General features: G+C 29.4%; 18 protein-coding genes. 17 read left to right on the top strand and 1 reads right to left on the bottom strand.

Annotated elements, in window-relative coordinates; genetic code table 11:
- Nucleotides 1-18 precede the first annotated feature (18 nt).
- The gene (locus ACX6CF_RS06280) at nt 19-1,953 is read right to left on the bottom strand and encodes an ABC-F family ATP-binding cassette domain-containing protein (RefSeq protein ID WP_458784457.1); all 1,935 of its coding nucleotides are present in this window, start codon (nt 1,951-1,953) and stop codon (nt 19-21) included.
- 216 nt (nt 1,954-2,169) lie between these two features.
- On the opposite strand from ACX6CF_RS06280, the gene ACX6CF_RS06285 reads away from it, so the two are divergent.
- From ACX6CF_RS06285 to gatB, 17 genes are all read left to right on the top strand, one after another.
- The gene (locus tag ACX6CF_RS06285; protein ID WP_458784458.1) at nt 2,170-2,565 is read left to right on the top strand and encodes a hypothetical protein; all 396 of its coding nucleotides are present in this window, start codon (nt 2,170-2,172) and stop codon (nt 2,563-2,565) included.
- A gap of 431 nt (nt 2,566-2,996) precedes the next feature.
- Entirely contained in the window at nt 2,997-3,632 is a 636-nt protein-coding gene (locus tag ACX6CF_RS06290) for a redox-sensing transcriptional repressor Rex (RefSeq protein WP_458784459.1), read from the top strand.
- Nucleotides 3,633-3,815: 183 nt separating this feature from the next.
- Nucleotides 3,816-4,430 carry a hypothetical protein gene (locus tag ACX6CF_RS06295; RefSeq protein ID WP_458784460.1) on the top strand — a complete coding sequence of 205 codons (615 nt, stop codon included), beginning with the start codon at nt 3,816-3,818 and terminating at the stop codon, nt 4,428-4,430.
- A complete protein-coding gene (gene acpS / locus ACX6CF_RS06300) occupies nt 4,427-4,792 on the top strand; it encodes a holo-ACP synthase (protein WP_458784461.1) in 366 nt (121 codons plus the stop codon). Before ACX6CF_RS06295 ends, acpS begins: the two co-directional genes overlap by 4 nt.
- Nucleotides 4,793-4,816: 24 nt before the next feature.
- Complete coding sequence (locus ACX6CF_RS06305) at nt 4,817-6,361, top strand: NAD(P)H-hydrate dehydratase (protein ID WP_458784462.1); 1,545 nt, start codon at nt 4,817-4,819, stop codon at nt 6,359-6,361.
- Between the two features lie 280 nt (nt 6,362-6,641).
- Nucleotides 6,642-7,799: an alanine racemase gene (alr, locus tag ACX6CF_RS06310; RefSeq protein WP_458784463.1), complete on the top strand. Its 1,158-nt coding sequence runs from the start codon at nt 6,642-6,644 to the stop codon at nt 7,797-7,799.
- A gap of 262 nt (nt 7,800-8,061) precedes the next feature.
- Nucleotides 8,062-8,409 (top strand): type II toxin-antitoxin system PemK/MazF family toxin, encoded by a 348-nt coding sequence (locus tag ACX6CF_RS06315; protein ID WP_339362017.1) that lies wholly within the window; start codon nt 8,062-8,064, stop codon nt 8,407-8,409.
- An 81-nt stretch (nt 8,410-8,490) separates the two neighbouring features.
- Nucleotides 8,491-9,462 (top strand): AEC family transporter, encoded by a 972-nt coding sequence (locus tag ACX6CF_RS06320; RefSeq protein WP_458784464.1) that lies wholly within the window; start codon nt 8,491-8,493, stop codon nt 9,460-9,462.
- Nucleotides 9,463-9,504: 42 nt separating this feature from the next.
- The gene (locus tag ACX6CF_RS06325) at nt 9,505-10,863 is read left to right on the top strand and encodes an MATE family efflux transporter (protein ID WP_458784465.1); all 1,359 of its coding nucleotides are present in this window, start codon (nt 9,505-9,507) and stop codon (nt 10,861-10,863) included.
- A gap of 81 nt (nt 10,864-10,944) precedes the next feature.
- On the top strand, nt 10,945-11,673 hold the full coding sequence (locus ACX6CF_RS06330; protein WP_458784466.1) for a YebC/PmpR family DNA-binding transcriptional regulator: 729 nt from the start codon (nt 10,945-10,947) through the stop codon (nt 11,671-11,673).
- A gap of 170 nt (nt 11,674-11,843) precedes the next feature.
- Complete coding sequence (locus ACX6CF_RS06335) at nt 11,844-12,890, top strand: hypothetical protein (RefSeq protein WP_458784467.1); 1,047 nt, start codon at nt 11,844-11,846, stop codon at nt 12,888-12,890.
- Nucleotides 12,883-13,071, top strand: a complete 189-nt coding sequence (locus ACX6CF_RS06340; protein WP_458784468.1) for a hypothetical protein — start codon at nt 12,883-12,885, stop codon at nt 13,069-13,071. Before ACX6CF_RS06335 ends, ACX6CF_RS06340 begins: the two co-directional genes overlap by 8 nt.
- A gap of 223 nt (nt 13,072-13,294) precedes the next feature.
- Nucleotides 13,295-13,477, top strand: a complete 183-nt coding sequence (locus ACX6CF_RS06345; protein WP_193774679.1) for a hypothetical protein — start codon at nt 13,295-13,297, stop codon at nt 13,475-13,477.
- Nucleotides 13,478-13,595: 118 nt separating this feature from the next.
- Nucleotides 13,596-15,560: an NAD-dependent DNA ligase LigA gene (gene ligA / locus ACX6CF_RS06350; RefSeq protein ID WP_458784616.1), complete on the top strand. Its 1,965-nt coding sequence runs from the start codon at nt 13,596-13,598 to the stop codon at nt 15,558-15,560.
- A gap of 188 nt (nt 15,561-15,748) precedes the next feature.
- Entirely contained in the window at nt 15,749-16,036 is a 288-nt protein-coding gene (gene gatC, locus ACX6CF_RS06355) for an Asp-tRNA(Asn)/Glu-tRNA(Gln) amidotransferase subunit GatC (protein ID WP_458784469.1), read from the top strand.
- Between the two features lie 24 nt (nt 16,037-16,060).
- On the top strand, nt 16,061-17,521 hold the full coding sequence (gene gatA, locus ACX6CF_RS06360; RefSeq protein WP_458784470.1) for an Asp-tRNA(Asn)/Glu-tRNA(Gln) amidotransferase subunit GatA: 1,461 nt from the start codon (nt 16,061-16,063) through the stop codon (nt 17,519-17,521).
- A 46-nt stretch (nt 17,522-17,567) separates the two neighbouring features.
- The gene (gene gatB, locus ACX6CF_RS06365) at nt 17,568-19,013 is read left to right on the top strand and encodes an Asp-tRNA(Asn)/Glu-tRNA(Gln) amidotransferase subunit GatB (protein ID WP_458784471.1); all 1,446 of its coding nucleotides are present in this window, start codon (nt 17,568-17,570) and stop codon (nt 19,011-19,013) included.
- Nucleotides 19,014-19,078 lie beyond the last annotated feature (65 nt).

A 19,078-nucleotide genomic window follows, 5' to 3' on the forward strand; every position in this document is an offset into this window, starting at 1 on the left:
TAAAAGGGAGAATTTACTCTAACAGAGTAATTTCTCCCATTTTTCATATAGATTTTCTAAATCATTTTCATAAGTAGTTTTTTCATCAAGGAGCTTTGTAGCTTTTTCAGCATTCGTATATATTTCTTCAAGACACAACTGATCATCAATTGATGAAATATCGTTTTCAAGTTGGTGTATTTCAGTTTCTAATTTTTTTATCTGATTATTAAGTTTACGTTTATTTGCTTGTTCATCTTTACTTTTTAACCAGTCTTGTTTATTAGAAGTAGCAATAGGAATGTCGGTATATTTATTATTATCTATACTATTTTCTAATTCAAGTAATCGTTGTTTTTCTTCTTCTTGTTTCTTTTCTATTAAATAATTATAATTTCCTAAGAAACTATTTAATTTATTAGGGGTTAGTTCCAATACTCTTGTTGCTATTTTATTTATAAAATAACGATCATGAGAAATGAATAGAACAGTGCCGGTATAATTATTTATAGCTGATTCAAGAATTTCTTTCGATATAATGTCCAGATGATTAGTAGGCTCATCCAGAAGTAAGAAATTAGAATTTGATAACATGAGTTTAGCGAGTATCAATCTGCCTTTTTCACCACCGCTTAGACTAGATATTTTTTTAAAGACATCGTCACCAGTGAATAAGAAAGCCGCTAATGTATTTCGTATGTGTCCTGTGTTCATATTCGGATACTCATCAGATATTTCTTCAATTAAATTATTATTTGGATTTAGCGTTGTATGTTCTTGATCGTAATATCCTGTTTTTACTTTAGCTCCAAGTGAAATTTTACCGGTGTCCCCAGTTAATTCATTGCTTATAATACGAAATAATGTTGTTTTACCTGTACCATTATCACCAATAAGTGCAATTTTTTCACCTCGTTTAATTTGAAAATCAAGGTGAGAAAATAGATGTTTATTATCAAATGATTTGGAAACATCAGTGGCAGTAAGAACATCATTACCACTTATAACTCTGGGGGATAACTTAAGATTCATCTTATCATTAATTAATGTAGGTTTATCAATCATATTAATTTTATCTAGTTGTTTTTCACGACTTTGAGCTCTTTTGATTAGCTTATCCCTACCATGAGATCTAAGTTCACGAATTACCTCTTCTTGCCTTTTTACTTCTTTTTGTTGCTCTATATAATGTTTGACGCTAATATCTTGATTAATGGCCTTGTGCTTTATATAAAAGCTATAATTACCGTTATATATATGAGAATGAGTGTTATCTATTTCAATAACTTTATTCACTATTTTATCAAGAAAATAACGGTCATGTGAAATAATTATAACAGTACCTTGATAATTACATAAAAAACCCTCTAACCATTCACATGCGTTAATGTCTAAATGGTTAGTAGGTTCATCTAACAGTAATATATCTGGCTTTTCTAGAAGTATTTTTGCTAGGGCTACTCTTGTTTTCTGTCCTCCAGAAAGGATTGATATATTAGAGGAGAAGTCTTCTTCACAAAAGCCAAGACCTTTTAACACACCTTTTATATTACTTTTGTAGCCGTATCCATTATTGATTTCGAAAGTATGTTGAAGATCAGAATATGATTTCATAAGTGCATTTAGAGCTTCGCTACCATCATCTAATTCAGACATTTTGACTTCATAATCTCTTAGGGTATTTTCCATTTGGATTATTTCTTTACAGGTTAGCAGCATTTCATCATAAATAGTCTTCTCAGAAGATAGAGTACTATTTTGTGATAGATATCCAAGTTTGGTTAAACTATTAACTATAACTTGTCCAGAATCTGCTTCTAATTCATTGGTGATAATCTTAAATAGTGTTGATTTTCCAGCACCGTTAATACCTACAATAGCTGCTTTATCACCTTTTTCTAACCAAAAATTTATATTATCGAGTACTGTATTCGTTACAAATGCTTTGCATATATTTTTACATGATAAAATCATAGTTGCCTCCTATTAATATTAAAATTACCATACTATGATACCATTAATCACTAGTTTTGAAAAGTTAAAGGGTTTAAAATCAGAGGTTTTTGGTTAGTATATTAATAATTATGTGATTATTAAACGAGGTTTAACCTCTTTTGTTCATACATAAGAATAAATTTCTTTAGGACAACATATATATGATAAAAGAACTTTTCTAAAGGGGATGATGACTTGAGTCGTAATGCAGGTTATATGAAAAAATTGAGAAAAGCTCGTGTAGAGAGAAAACAATGTATAAGATGTGGTAAATCTTTATCACAAGAATCACTTATTAGAGGTGTTAAACAATGTGAAAAATGCCTTGATTATCAACGCAAAAGGAAATTAGGACAGATTAGTTCAAAAGTAAATACAACTTATTTCTATAATAGACAATATAAAAAGGATGAGATAAAGAGAAAAGAGTTAGGGAATTATATGGTTGAAAATAAAATAACCATTAAGGATCTAGCCAAAGAATCTAATTTATCTCAAAGAACTATACAAAGAATATTATATACTGATGCAAACTATACAAAAAAAACTAAAGATGCTATTAATAGATATCTAGGGAAAGAACTTTTATAGATAATAATAGTAGAACTGAATTCTATTTTTAAAATATATGGATAGAAATGTTTTTATATGCGCTGATAAGACTTTTTAAAGTACAAATTCGTTATACGAAATGAGGCGCAGCCTCTTTTGTTCTTTTATTACAATAAATATGTATGAATTTTAGGATATTAAAATTTTTTATAAGTACAATTTTCTAGAAAAAGCTGTAAAATATCAGGGTTTTGTGATATAATTTATAAAATATAGATTGAATACAAAAAACATTTAATTGTTTTTAACTATATTTACTAAATATAGGATTTGTGTTAATGATTTTTACTGTGATAATACATAAAGAATAAGGGTTTATCCGCATTTGATTATTTGACATAGATTTAACAACCATATATAATTATTTGTATAAAAGTTCCAAAATAGTATCAGGATTGGGGATTGATTATATGATACAAAAGAAAATATCAACGGCGGTAATTAAAAGATTACCAAAATACTACAGATACTTAGGAGACTTATTGGAAAACGATGTTGTAAGGATTTCCTCTAAAGAATTAAGTAACAGAATGGGTGTAACAGCTTCACAAATCAGACAAGATTTAAATAATTTTGGAGGGTTTGGTCAACAAGGTTACGGCTATAATGTTGAATATTTATATAACGCTATAGGTAAAATACTTGGTCTAGAGAATAAATATAATACAATTATTGTTGGAGCAGGGAACTTAGGTCAAGCCCTTGCTAATTATACTAATTTTGATAAAAGAGGTTTCGAAGTTAAAGGGCTTTTTGATGTTAACCCGAGGCTCGTTGGTATAACTGTAAGAGGTATTGAAATCAAAGATTTAGATGAAATGGGAGATTTCATAAAACAAAATAGCATTGATTTAGCAATTTTAACATTACCAAAACAGAAAGCACCAAAAGTTGCTAATGATTTAGTTAGTTATGGGATAAAAGGAATATGGAATTTTGCTCCTATTGACCTAAAATTATCTAATGAAAATGTTATTGTAGAAAATGTACATTTGTTAGACAGTTTGATGACTCTCTCATATAATATCAAAGGAGAATATAATTAAGCGTCTGTAATTTATGTTCCTTAAGAATGAATAACTATTCGTAGAGGTTATTAGGTACTCATGTATTTGGGTACCTTTTAATTATATTGTGCTATAGAATATTATATTTTGTTACGATATAATTAATATAGAAAAAATTTTATTATATGACTAGGTATATATAAATAATGAGGACGTGAATATATGTTTTTTGCAAAACAAAAGATTGAAAAGCCAATTAATATAGAAAAAAAAGTACATATCCTAACATTGGATAATAGATGGCATGAACTTTTTAAAAGCAATAATAAACCAAAAAAAATAGCTGATCTTGAAAAAAAGCTTAATAAACTAATTGGCGAACAAGGACAACTTACAAATGATCTGAAAGAATATACGTTACTTAAAAAGAAAATGATGGTGGATATAGTTGATAATATGAAAGAAGCCATTGAAGATGAAGATGATAAAGCCATAGGCGAAATGGAAAAAAGCAAGAAATACATCAATGACATTAAGGTTAAGCTAGATAAGATGGAATCTAGAATGGAAAACGTACCTAAAGAAATTGAAACCATCAATAAAGAATTATTAGAATATACCATGCAAGATTGTTATATGAGAATGTATAATACAAAAAATGAATTAGACGAATTACATGAATGGATTGAAAAAGTCAGGATAGAGTTGAAAGAAAAAGCTGTTAGACAGACTGAGGCAAAAGAAAAATATGATAAGATATATTCTTATATGCATGATTTAGTAGGATATGAAGTCATTGAATTATATGATAAAAAATATCTAGGAGGAAGTAAATGATAAAAGGAATAGGTAATGATATTGTTGAAGTTGATAGAATAGAAAAGGCTATTCACAATAAAAGATTCCTAGAAAAATTTTTTACATCCGATGAAAATAAATTATTTGCAGCTAAAAATTATAGAGGTGAAACAATAGCAGGCAATTTTGCTGTTAAGGAATCAGTTTCTAAGGTTCTTGGTACAGGTTTTGTACATTTTGCTCCTATAGATATTGAAGTCTTACGTGATGATAAGGGTAAACCTTATGTAATTTTATATAATGGTGCTAAAGATTTAGCACGACAACTTGATATTTCTATGATACATGTATCCATATCACATTCAAAAGATAATGTAATAGCTATAGCCATAGGGGAGTAACTTAATTAAAAGGAGATGCTTAAGTTGAAAGTTGTCAAGAGTTATGAAATGAAAGAAATTGATAGATATACAATTGAAGAAATTGGTATCCCTGGTATTGTTCTAATGGAGAACGCAGCAATGTCTGTTGTAAGTGAAACCATACAGATACTTAAAGGAAGTAGACATGTTGTTATTTGTTGTGGAATAGGAAATAATGGTGGAGACGGATTTGCAATAGGTAGAATATTAAGCTGTAATAATATAAAAGCGACTATAATCATAATAGGTGATTCTAGTAAAATCAAAGGTGATGCCAAAATAAATTATGATATCGCTAGAAAACTTGATATTGATATCTACGAATATAAGACCGAAAAACAGAGGTCTGAGATTAAAAAACTTATTAATGATTGTGATGTAATATATGATGCTATTTTTGGAACTGGGTTATGTAGAGAAATAACTGGACAGTACCTAGAAGTTATTAATATGATGAATTCTACTAATGCCTATAAAGTTGCGGTTGATATACCTTCTGGAGTGAATGCTGATAATGGCCAGATTTTAGGAACTTCTGTGTGTGCAGATAAGACAGTCACATTTTGCCTGCCTAAGGTTGGCTTGCTTTTATATCCAGGAGCTAACTATGTAGGAGATTTGGTTGTAGGGGATATCGGAATTCCAAATATATCAGTAGATAGAATTAATTCGGGTACTTCAATAATGGATGATAATCTAGCAAAATACTTTATGCCTAATAGAGTTAAAATGTCTCATAAAGGAACGTATGGTAAAGTATTAATAATTGCAGGTACTAGGAACATGATAGGGGCAGCAGTCATGACTTCTTTAGCGGCTTATCGTACTGGAGCAGGATTAGTTAAATCATTTATTGAAGAATCAGTCTCTAATGTTATAACAACAAAAGTACCAGAGGCAGTTATTGATACCTATAATAGAGATAATGACAAATTGTCTAGGGAAGATAAGGGTAAGTTGTTAGAAATGCTTAAATGGGCTGATACCATTGCCATAGGACCTGGATTAGGTAATGATAATATAACGAGAGAGATGCTTGAAATAGTAATTAGTAATTTTGGTAAAACGGTAGTTATAGATGCTGATGGAATTAATGCATTATCAAAAGATGTAGATATATTAAACAAACGAAATTGTGAGGTAATAATTACTCCTCATCTAGGTGAGATGTCTAGACTTACCAATTATGATATAGATGAAATAACAAACAATACAATAAAAGTTGCACAAGAATTTAGTAAAGAGTATAAAATTACATGCATCTTAAAAAGTGCTAGAACAATAATTTCTTCACCTAATGGTATGATCAATATTAATATCTATGGTAATTCTGGAATGGCTACAGCTGGTTCTGGAGACGTTTTAACAGGTATTGTTGTATCGTTATTAGGGCAAGGAATAAATGTTTCAGATGCGGCAATATTAGGTGTTTATATCCATAGCAAAGCTGGTGACAGGGCTAAAGATGATAAGGGAGAATATGGTCTTATTGCAAATGATCTAATAGGTAACATACCTTATGTAATGAAATCAAGTCTTAGTGAATAATAATATAATATAAAGTTTTATAATAAGTTAGGAAAGTAATAATACTATCCTAACTAAATTTTTATCATGAACTATACCATGGATGAATATTATATTTGTAAATAAATTAAGGTATACTATTATAAGTTTATAGTCTATAATACTAGCTAAGTTTAATTTATTAAGCTGGAGTCAACATTGCTGGCTTTAAATTAGAATAAGTAGTATAATATTAATGTTTTTATGTAATAAGATAAAGACTGTAAACTATATAAGTTGAATATATGGAGGAAGTATGAATATGTACAAAAGAGTATATGCCCGTATAGACTTGGATGCTATAATACATAATATTACTAATGTCAAGAATAGAATATCATCAAACAGTATATTAATGCCTGTTGTGAAGGCAGATGGTTATGGTCATGGTGCGGTTCCTATCTCAAAAGAACTAATTCATTGTGGAATTGACAGATTTGCTGTTGCAACTATAGAAGAAGGTATCAATCTAAGAAAAAGTGGTATTGATAAAAAGATACTCATTTTAGGATATACACCAATCGATTTAGCTGACAAACTGGTTGAATACGATTTGATTCAGACAGTATATAACTATACAGCAGCTAAAAACATATCAGATATAGCTTCAGAATATGGTAAAAAAAGTAGTATACATATTAAATTAGATACTGGGATGGGTAGAATAGGTTTTGTACCTAATGACGAATCTCTAAGTATAATAAAAAAAATATATAATTTACCTAACATCAAGATTGAAGGCGTTTATACTCATTTATCTAAAGCAGATGAACTAGATAAGACTTTTGCAAATAATCAATTAGAGATTTATAAGAGGTTCGTTGGTAAGTTAGAGAGTAATGGTATCTATATACCAATTAAACATGTTGCTAATAGTGCAGGAATAATTGACTTAGATAACACACATTTGGATTTAGTAAGACTTGGTATATCATTATATGGATTATATCCATCGGATGAAGTAATTAAAGATAATGTTAAATTACAGCCTGTTTTATCACTAATCAGCCATATTATACATATAAAAGAAGTAGAGGAAGGTACACCTATCGGTTATGGAGGGACATATATTACAAAAAGAAAATCCAAAATAGCAACTATTCCAGTTGGTTATGGAGATGGTTATGATAGGTTATTATCTTCAAAAGGGAGAGTATTGATTGGTGGGCAATTTGCGCCGATATTAGGTAGAATCTGTATGGACCAATTTATGGTTGATATTACAGATATACCTAATGTGGAAGACTTGGCTGAAGTGATTTTGATTGGTAAGCAAGGGCATAATGAAATTACGGCAGATGATATTGCTAAGATTAAAGGTACAATAAATTATGAAGTTGTTTGTCAGTTAGGTAAAAGAATACCAAGAGTGTATTATAAAAATAATAAATACATTTCAGCTATTGATTATTTTGATTAGACACTTTGCTGCTGATTATATTCCATTAATAATTTTAAAATTTACGTATTAATGTATATTAATAAAAATTTTGGTGATAATGGTAATATAAGAAAATAGGAGTTGAACTTTTACATAAAGTACGGTCTATTATAATGATAAATATATTAAGAACGTATTCGAAACTGCAAAGATACACATAAAGATAAATTATTATGAAGATGTGTTGTTATTTGAAGGTGAGGTTAAGAAGTTCAGCGAGATTTAGCGGAGAGTGAGTAATGTGGTAGTAAAACGTGGGGATGTATTTTATGCAGACTTAAGACCAGTAATTGGTTCTGAACAAGGCGGTATACGTCCAGTGCTTATCGTTCAAAATGATATAGGAAACAAATATAGTCCAACAGTTATATGTTCGGCAATAACATCGCAAATAAATAAAGCTAAGCTTCCAACGCATGTTGAAATAGAAGCAAAAAAATATGATTTAGTAAAAGATTCAGTTGTTTTGTTAGAACAAATTAGAACTATTGACAAAAAAAGATTGAAAGAAAAAGTGTGTCATTTGGAAGATAAAGTGATGGAAAAAGTAGATAAAGCATTAGTAGTTAGTTTTGGCGTTGATACATAGTTAAGAGACTTCCGAAAGGAAGTCTTAATTATTTGTAATTCTATAAAAATATCTCTTGCCTTTTTTGAGGATTTGTATATAATGGTAGATAATGATTATAGCAAATATATTTTAGCGAGAGGTCACATCATGGATTTTAATGCGATTATTAATCAAATACTAGTGCTGTTTATAGTGCTTTTTTTAGGTTATTTTATAAGAAAAATTAATATTATTGATGAACATGCAAGTAAAAAGATAGCTAGTCTTGTTGTCAAGGTAACTGCACCATGCCTTATCATTAATTCAATGATGAAGAAGACGGAACTTGGGAATAAAGAAATATTAGCGATGCTTGGATTATCTATTGCAGTGTACATATGTATGTTCATCATGACTTTTATAATACCTAAGTTATTAAAGATAGAAAAAAATAATATTGGTGTATATAGATTTATGATTATGTTTTCAAATGTTGGGTTTATGGGATTCCCAGTTATTGAATCCATTTTTGGTAAAGAAGCTGTGTTTTATGGGGCAATATATAATCTCCCGTTTTATGCACTTGTATATACATTGGGAATTTATTTGATTTCTATGGATAATCAGAAAAATATAAAGTTTAAGATAAAGGACATTTTTAACCCTGGTGTATGTGCTGTAATAATAGGGTTAATTATTTTTTCTTTTAAGTTGACATTACCTTATGTTGCAACAAAAACTATAGATATGATTGCTAATCTTACAACACCATTATCTATGATTGTTATAGGAGCATCATTAGCGGGTATTAGTATCAAAAATATATTTTCTAATACTAAACTATATATTTACAGTTTACTAAAACTTTTGGTTTTCCCAATTATCATTTTCATAATTGTTAGGCAATTGGGATTTAGTGGTATTATGGCTGGTGTACCAGTGGTTATTACTGGAATGCCTGTTGCTGCTAACGCTGTAATCTTAAGTAAAGAATATGAGGGAAATGACATTCTTGCATCGGAGGGTGTGTTTATAAGTACTATATTATCAATAATAACTATACCGATATTAGTATTTTTATTAAGCAATTAATCAGATATCAAAGAATTTGTTAATTATAGAGGTGATTGGAAAGTGGTTAACCGTATTATAAAAAATGACAAACATTTTTATTCTAAATTATTTGCAATAGGTATTCCTATTGCATTTCAAAACTTGATAACATCAGCACTTAATATGATTGATGTATTTATGATCAGCTCTTTGGGAGTCACTGCTGTTGCAGCTGTTGGTGGTGCCAACAAGCTATATTTTTTACTTAATCTATTCCTATTTGGAACCAGTAGTGGTACTGGTATTTTTTCTGCCCAATATTGGGGTAAAAAAGATGTTAAGAACATTAAAAGAATATTAGGAATATGTTTGATAATAAGTGTTTCGGGTGGAGCATTATTTTCTATAGTAGCTATATTTTTCCCCGAGATTGTTATGCGCTTTTTTTCTACTGATACAATAGTTATCATAGAAGGAGTAAAATACTTAAGAATAATTGGATTCAGTTACTGTTTTACAGCTATATCATTTGCATATATATTTGTGTTACGAGGTATGAATCAAGTTAAAGTTCCAATGTGTATAACTGTTATTAGTATACTTATTAATACATTTTTGAATTGGGTGTTGATATATGGTAATCTTGGATTTCCATCAATGGGAGTTAAGGGAGCTGCAATAGCAACTTTGATAGCAAGGACAGTAGAATGTTGTTTATTAGTTTCGAGTGTATATATATTGAAATTACCTATCGCAGGTAAAATCAAAGAAATATTTGATATAAGCAAGAGCTTCGTTTCAAAATATTTACATACAGTTGCACCAGTTATGTGTAATGAGATTATGTGGTCTCTTGGAGTAGCTATGTATTCTTTTGTATATGGTAGGATGGGTGAGGATGTTATGGCGACAATGACTCTGAATCAGACTATTGAACAGCTGTTTATGGTTCTGTTCTTTGGAATATCTAGTGCCTGTGCTGTGATATTAGGCAACGAAATAGGTAATAATAAGTTAGAAAGAGCTTATGAGTATAGTAAAAAATTCATTAAGATAACTGTTATGATATCTATTTGTATGAGTGTGCTTATCATAGGAACTTCTGGATTTATTGTGAGTCTATTTGATAATCTGACCGATGTAGTTAGATATAATTCTAGGTTGTGCTTAATTGTTTTTGGTTTATTTGTACCATTTAAATCACTGAATCTAATATTAGTAGTTGGTGTTCTGAGAAGTGGTGGAGATACTAGATTTACTATGTTTCTAGATATGGGTGGTGTATGGTTAATAGGAGTTCCATTAGCTTTTGTGAGTGGGCTAGTGTTTAAATTGGATATCCAATATGTTTATGCATTCATATTATCAGAGGAATTTTTCAAAATGATTTTTGCAGTAAAACGTATGTATTCTAAAAAATGGTTAAATAATCTTGTTTAGTGTATTCTAAAAACCTGGATTTGTAATATATTAGAAAACGTGATAAAATATTTGTGAAATTATTTTAAGGAGTGAATTTTTATGTCAGGCCATTCAAAGTTTGCGAATATAAAACATAGAAAAGAAAGACAAGATGCTAAAAAGGGAAAAGTTTTTACTAAAATTGGTAGAGAGATTGCAGTAGCAGTAAAAGAAGGTGGTTCTGATCCATCACTTAATTCAAAGCTTAGAGATATAGTTTTAAAAGCAAAAGCTAATAATATGCCTAATGATACTATTACAAGAAGTATTAAAAAAGCTTCTGGTGAACTTGGTAATATTAATTATGAGCATATTACATACGAAGGCTATGGACCAAGTGGGGTAGCTGTTATTGTAGATTGTTTAACAGAAAATAAAAATAGAACAGCTGCTAATATAAGACATGCTTTTTCTAAAAACAGTGGTAATCTAGGTACAACTGGTTGTGTCTCCTTTATGTTTGACAAAAAAGGTCAAATAATTATTGAACGTACAGAAGACATAGATGAAGACGAACTCATGATGTTAGCTCTTGACAGTGGAGCTGAAGATTTTGTTGCCGGAATTGATTTTTATGAAATTATAACAACTGAAGAAGAATTTAATACTGTAAACACAGCTGTTGAGGAAGCTTCAATTAAATCAGTATCAGCAGAAATTACAATGATACCACAAACAACTACTAATCTAACAAGTGAAGATGATATTAGCAAAATGGACAATTTAATTGATTTACTTGAAGAAGATGATGATGTTCAAAATGTATGGCATAATTTTGATGAAAATTAGAATTTAATAAAATAGTAAGTCATTTGCCCTTATATCTTTAAGATATGAGGGCTTTTTCTATTTTGCGCAATAATTAGACATCAGCTAAAAAATTTGTCTTAATAAATAATTAATTTAATATTTAAAATTTTATAATAATATGTTATAATAAAATTGGGGAGGGGTAGTATATGAAAATTTGTATGGTTTTTGTATTATGTGGACTGATTTATGGTGTATTTGTTGCGATTCTCTTCTGCCAAATAAGTGATAAAAGAAGAAGTATTGCATCTTTTGGTATCGGTTGTATAGTGAGTGCGTTTTTAGCTATATACAATATCTTTACTGATGAACATGCTATTAATAAAACGGATGTATTCATTTGGTTTGTATTATTTTTCATAATTGGTTTTATAGTATGTTTTGGAATATACATATATTGTTTAAATATACAGGAAGATAGAAAATATAAAGTAAAACCTATTGATATTCTTATGAATAACTATAATATACTTGAAGCACAGTACAAGGATATGGAATCAGAGATAGAAAGCAGAAATGATTTGAAGATTAAAGAATTATTAGCTAAAGAAACGGAAATACAATTGGCTAAGAAGGAATTAAGTACGCTAGATAGAAAGATAAGAGATCAAATAAATCAAGGTATATACATAAACATAGATAAACAAATTCCTATAACACAATATTTTATTGATAGACTTCCTGAATATGTTGAGAATGTAGCAAATTATACTATTGAACTATATGAAAAAACAAATATGTTTATTAAGAATTATTATAATCATAAAAATAATAAGGAGCAATTTGTACAAGGGTTTATATATGCAGTAGCTGTAATTACCTGTAAAGTTTTATTTGATACGAACAAAGATGTTAATGTCTGTATGAAATATTTTGCTAGAGAAGTTAACAATAAAGTGTTTACGGATGTTAGTAAAACTGAAAACATATATAAGGTAACAGGGGATAAAGCGGTATTTGCTAAGGGTGATGAAAATGTCAGTGCTAATTTTGGTAACTATGAAGATATTATGGTCATAGAATTCAATAAAGTGCATATAATTAGAATGGAGATAATGATTAGAAATAATTCGAAATATAAAGAGTTCACATGTTTCTTGAAGTATTGTAAGATTGACCAAATCATACAATTTTTCTTACTAGAATTTATTGATGCATGTGACATTATAAATAAAAGGGAGGCTAATAATGGCTAAGATTAACACAGTAGAGGCATTTATAAAGGCTTCTAAAATTATAAGCGAGACAAATGACCCTGTTATACTTCAAAGAATAAATAATATCTTATATCGTTCATTGAAACATAATGATGTATCCGATAATGCAGATTATATTTATTTAACTAGAGAGGAAAAGAAAATTTTTAGTTCTAGATGAATCAACTATAATTATGTTGGAATGATTATTACTAAAAAGTTATAATTAACTAACATAATTTACTAATTATGTAAAAATATTGATAAAATACCAATATTTGAATAGGTAATTAGACCTATTTGGTTAATTACTTGACATATTTTTCTAATAATTGTGTATAATTAATATATAATAATATATAAATTAAAGTACAGAGAAAGAAATAATTGGGATGGGTGTGGTCGTGATGTATGTAAATGACTTCGAAGTTAAAACTTTGGTTGAACTTACAGAACATTTTATTGACTTCTTGGACGTGCTATATAAAAAAGGAACCATAACAGAAAATCAATTTTTAGAAATGACCGAAAAGAAAATTGAATTTATTAATAAGATGAAAAATAATAATATTTCCTTAAAAGCATAGTCGTAATATACGACTATTTTTTTGTATAAAATAATGGTAATATATAAGTTGAATTAAATAATTAGAGTCAGAAAATATTTTGAAAAATTATTAACTAATATATAACAAGGAGATTAATATTATGAATCAACTAAACAGAATGAAAGAATTAGTTCAACTGTTAAATAAGGCAGGCAAAGAATATTATCAGAAGAATAATGAAATCATGAGTAATTATGAGTATGATAATCTATATGATGAATTAATCAAGCTAGAAGAAGAGACAGGAATAACAATGAGTGATAGTCCAACAATTAAGGTTGGTTATACTCTTTTAAGCTCCTTGCCAAAAGAAAAACATAAAACTAGAATGTTATCACTTGATAAAACTAAGGAAATATCCGCATTGAAGGAATGGATAGATGATAAAAAAGGAATGTTATCATGGAAATTAGATGGTTTAACAATTGTCTTAACATATAAGGAAGGTAAACTTGTCAAAGCAATCACAAGAGGAAATGGAGAGGTTGGAGAAGTAATTACTAATAATGCTAAAGTATTCAAAAACATACCTCTTAATATTTCTTATAAAGATGAATTAATTATTAGAGGAGAAGCGGTAATCAAGTATTCTGATTTTAAAATTATCAATGAGCGTATTATTGATAAAGATAAATACAAAAACCCTAGAAATTTATGTAGTGGGACTGTGAGACAGCTCAACAATGAAATTACAGCTAGTAGAAATGTACATTTTTTTGCTTTTACGTTGGTACAAGCAGATGAGGTTGATTTTGATGATTCGAAAATTAATCAATTAAAATGGTTACAATCTTTAGGTTTTGATACAGTGGAATACAGTATAGTAAGTAAAGAAAATATCGAGGATACAATAAAATTGTTTGAAGATAAAATTCAGCATAATGATTTTGGTTCTGATGGTTTGGTACTAACTTTTGATTCTATTTCATTTTCGAAAAGTCTTGGACAAACAGCTAAATTTCCAAGACATTCAATAGCATTCAAGTGGAGTGATGAAGTGAAAGAAACAAAACTTATGTATATAGAGTGGAGTGCTTCTAGAACTGGTGCCATTAACCCCATCGCAGTATTTGAACCTATTGAACTTGAAGGTACTACCGTAAAAAGAGCAAGTCTTCATAACCTTAGTATATTAGAGCAGCTGGAATTAATTGAGGGTGACTCGATTGAAGTTTACAAAGCTAACATGATTATACCACAAGTGGCTAATAATCTATCCAAAGAAAGTAAGGATAATACATCAAGGGAAGTCTTAATTCCTGGAGAATGTCCAGTTTGCGGTGGTGAAGTAGAAATAAAGCAAGTGAACGATGTAAAAGTTCTGTATTGTATTAATGAAGAGTGTCAAGCTAAGAAAATTAAGTCTTTTACTCATTTTGTTGGTAGAGATGCTATGAATATTGAAGGTTTATCTGAATCTACAATACAAAAATTTATTGATGAAGGTTTTATAAAAACTTTTGCTGATATATATAGAATTGAAAAATATAAAGATGTAATAATAACTATGGAAGGATTAGGTGAAAAATCTTATATTAATCTAATTAACTCCATTGAAAAAAGTAAAAAGGTATTACTTCCTAACTTTATTTATGCACTAGGAATAATTAATGTAGGATTAAGTAATGCAAAATTGATCTGTAAATATTATGATTATAATTTAAGTAGTATATTATCTGCTTCTGAAGAAGAATTAACGCAAATTGAGGGTTATGGAAGTATTATTGCTAAGTCGTTAGTTAAGTATTTTAGTAATGAAAAGAATATGGAAATAATTAATGATCTACTTAATTATATTAATATAGAAAAGGTAGAAAGTAGTGATAACAATATTTTGGAAGGTAAGACGTTTGTTATTACTGGAAATTTGACCAAATATGATAGTAGAAAAAAATTAAAGGAATTGATCGAAAGCTTAGGAGGCAAAGTTACAGGTAGTGTTACAGGTAATACTGATTATCTGATTAATAATAATGTTGCATCATCGTCTTCTAAGAATAAAAAAGCTAAAGAGTTAGGTGTACCAATTATAGATGAAGAAACTTTTGAATCTTTATTATAATATGTAGAAACTCAAAGAGTAATAAAGTATTGTGTTAAAGCATGCCTTATGGTAGAATATTATTTAAGAAATTTGTGACAATTATAGTTATAAATTCTTGTATGCTATATGTAGGTTTAATTGACTAGCTCATATGGTATATAAGAATTTTTACTTATATAGATATATCCAAAAAGGGAGGAATTAATGTGAAGATTACGAAAGAACAAGTTGAACATGTTGCTAATCTCGCCCGTTTAAATCTTACGGAAGAAGAAAAAGAACAAATGACTACAGATATGGAAGTTATTATTGAATTTGCAAATAGGATTAATGAAATAAATATAGATAATATAAATCCTACAGCTCATATTATACCTATTAATAATGTATTTAGAGAAGATATAGTTAATCCTTCTTTTTCTAGAGATGAGTTATTAAGTAATGCACCTAATAGGGCAAATGGATGTTTCAGTGTTCCAAGAATCGTTGAGTAAATTGAATAGTAGGGAGGCAAAACAATGGATTTAATTAAAATGACAGCCCATGAACTTAAAAATAAATTAGAATCAAAAGAAATATGTAGTGTAGATATCACTAAATCCTATATAGATAGAATTGATAAAGTAGAAAGTAGTGTAAATGCGTACATTACATTGACTACTACCCAAGCTTTAGCTAGAGCAAAAGAGATAGATGAAAAAAGAGCTAAAGGTGAGTCTTTGGGTTCGTTGGCAGGGATTCCTATTGGAATCAAAGATAATATGTGTACAAAAGGTATAAAGACAACTTGTGCATCTAAGATGCTTGAGAATTTTGTACCACCTTATAATGCAACTGTAACCCAGAAGTTACATAATGAAGGTGCAGTTTTATTAGGTAAGCTTAATATGGACGAATTCGCTATGGGTTCATCTAATGAAAATTCATATTTTCATAAGACAATGAATCCTTGGGATTTAAGTAGGGTTCCAGGTGGTAGTTCGGGTGGTTCTGCAGCAGCAGTTGCAGCTAATGAAGCCGTTTTTACTCTTGGTTCTGATACTGGAGGGTCTATTAGACAACCAGCTCATTATTGTGGAGTAGTAGGTATGAAACCTACATACGGAACAGTATCTCGTTATGGTTTAGTTGCATTTGCATCATCACTTGACCAAATAGGTCCTTTGACCAAAGATGTTGAAGATATGGCTCTTGTACTAAATACAATTACTGGATATGATAAATTGGATTCCAGTTCTTATAATAAACAATATGAAGATTTTGGTGAAGACCTTAAAAAAGATATAAAAGGAAAAAAAGTTGCACTTCCAAAAGAATATTTTTCTGAAGGAGTTCAATCTGAAATAAAAGAAAAAGTTATGAATGTAGCTAAAAAACTGGAAGAAATGGGTGCTATTGTTGAAGAAGTCAGTATGAACATGACTGATTTAGCATTACCTGCATATTATTTGATTTCTTCAGCTGAAGCGTCATCTAACTTAGCTAGATTTGATGGTGTGAAATATGGATATAGAGCTAAAAATTATGATAATCTAGTAGAACTGTACAAGCAAACTAGAGATGAAGGTTTTGGAAAAGAAGTTAAGAGACGTATTATGCTTGGAACATATGCATTAAGTTCAGGATACTATGATGCATACTACAAAAAAGCTCAGCAGGTAAGAACATTAATTAAAAATGAATTTGATAAGATATTTGAAACATACGATATAATACTAACTCCAACAGGACCATCTACAGCATTTAAAATAGGTGAGAAAATGAATAATCCTATAGAAATGTATATGAATGATATTTGTACAGTTCCTATTAATATTGCTGGAGTACCAGCGTTATCAATAAACTGTGGATTTGATAGTAATAATATGCCAATTGGTGTACAATTCATATCAAAAGCATTTAATGAAAAAACTATATTGCAGATGGCATATGCTTATGAACAAAATAGAGATTTACCTAATATGACACCACAGATTTAATTGTAGAAAAACAATAAATAATAGATTCTTAATAGAGGTGAAGAGATTGAGCTATTCAGATTATGAAGTAGTTATAGGATTAGAAGTACATTCCGAGCTAAAAACGAAAACGAAAATATTTTGTAGCTGTACAACAGAATTTGGGGGAGAACCTAATACCCATTGTTGTCCTATATGTACAGGAATGCCAGGTACATTGCCAAAACTTAACGAAAAAGTTGTTGAATATGCTATAAAAGCTGGATTAACAATGGATTGTAATATTAATGAATTCAGCAAACAAGATAGAAAAAATTATTTTTATCCAGATCTTCCTAAAGCTTATCAAGTATCACAATATGATCTTCCGTTATGTTACGAAGGTAAAATTGAGATAGAAGTTAATGGAGAGATGAAGAAAATCCGAATTAATAGGATACATATAGAAGAGGATGCTGGAAAACTTATTCATGAATCAGGAGAAGGTTCCATAGTAGATTATAATAGATGTGGAGTTCCACTCATTGAGATTGTTACTGAACCTGATTTCAGATCTTCAGATGATGTTAGAGTTTTCTTGGAAAAATTAAGAACGATTCTTTTATATGCTGATGTATCTGATTGTAAAATGAATGAAGGTTCTCTTAGATGTGATGTCAACTTATCAATTAGAAAAAAAGGTGATACTGAGTTAGGGACACGTACTGAGATGAAAAATATGAACTCTTTTAATTTTGCTGTTAAGGCTATTCAATATGAGGCTAAACGACAAATAAAAGTTATAGAAAATGGCGATAAAGTCGTTCAAGAAACAAGAAGATGGGATGAATCAAAAGGTATAACAGTTTCTATGAGAAGTAAGGAAGAAGCCCATGATTATCGTTATTTCCCTGAACCTGATCTCATGCCTATAATTACATCAAAAGAAAAAATAGAAGAAATAAGGAATTCATTACCTGAAATGCCAGATAGCAGAGTTAATAGATATGTAAAACAATATAAGATAACAGACTATGATGCTAGATTAATAGCTGCTTCAAGAAATATGGCAGATTATTTTGAAAAGGCTGTTATAAATGTTGAGAATAAGAAAGCGGTTGCCAATTGGATTATAACGGAAATATATAGTAGATTGGATGAAGATCAAAAAGAACAGGCTAAGATACCTTTTGGTCCTGATATTTTATCAGAACTCGTTAATTTAATCGAAGATGGTACTATTAGTAATAGTATCGGTAAAAAGGTTTTTGCTGAATGCTGGGATACCGGTAAACGTCCGGGTGAAATTGTTGAGGCGAAGGGGCTTAAACAAATTAGTGATGATGGTCAATTGCAAGGGTTGGTTCAAGAGGTTATAGAAGCTAATCCAAAAGCTGTCAATGATTATTTAAGTGGAAAACAAGCGGCACTAGGATCACTAGTTGGTCAAATGATGAAAGCTACTAAAGGTAAAGCTAATCCTAAGATGGTTAATGAGTTATTAAGAGAGGCAATTGGTAAGCTGAATAATTAGTAAAAATTGAAAAGGTGCTGTTCATAATGCATAAACAGTACCTTTTCTTATTCTGTGAAACTTTT

Source organism: Vallitalea sediminicola, from assembly GCF_054408565.1.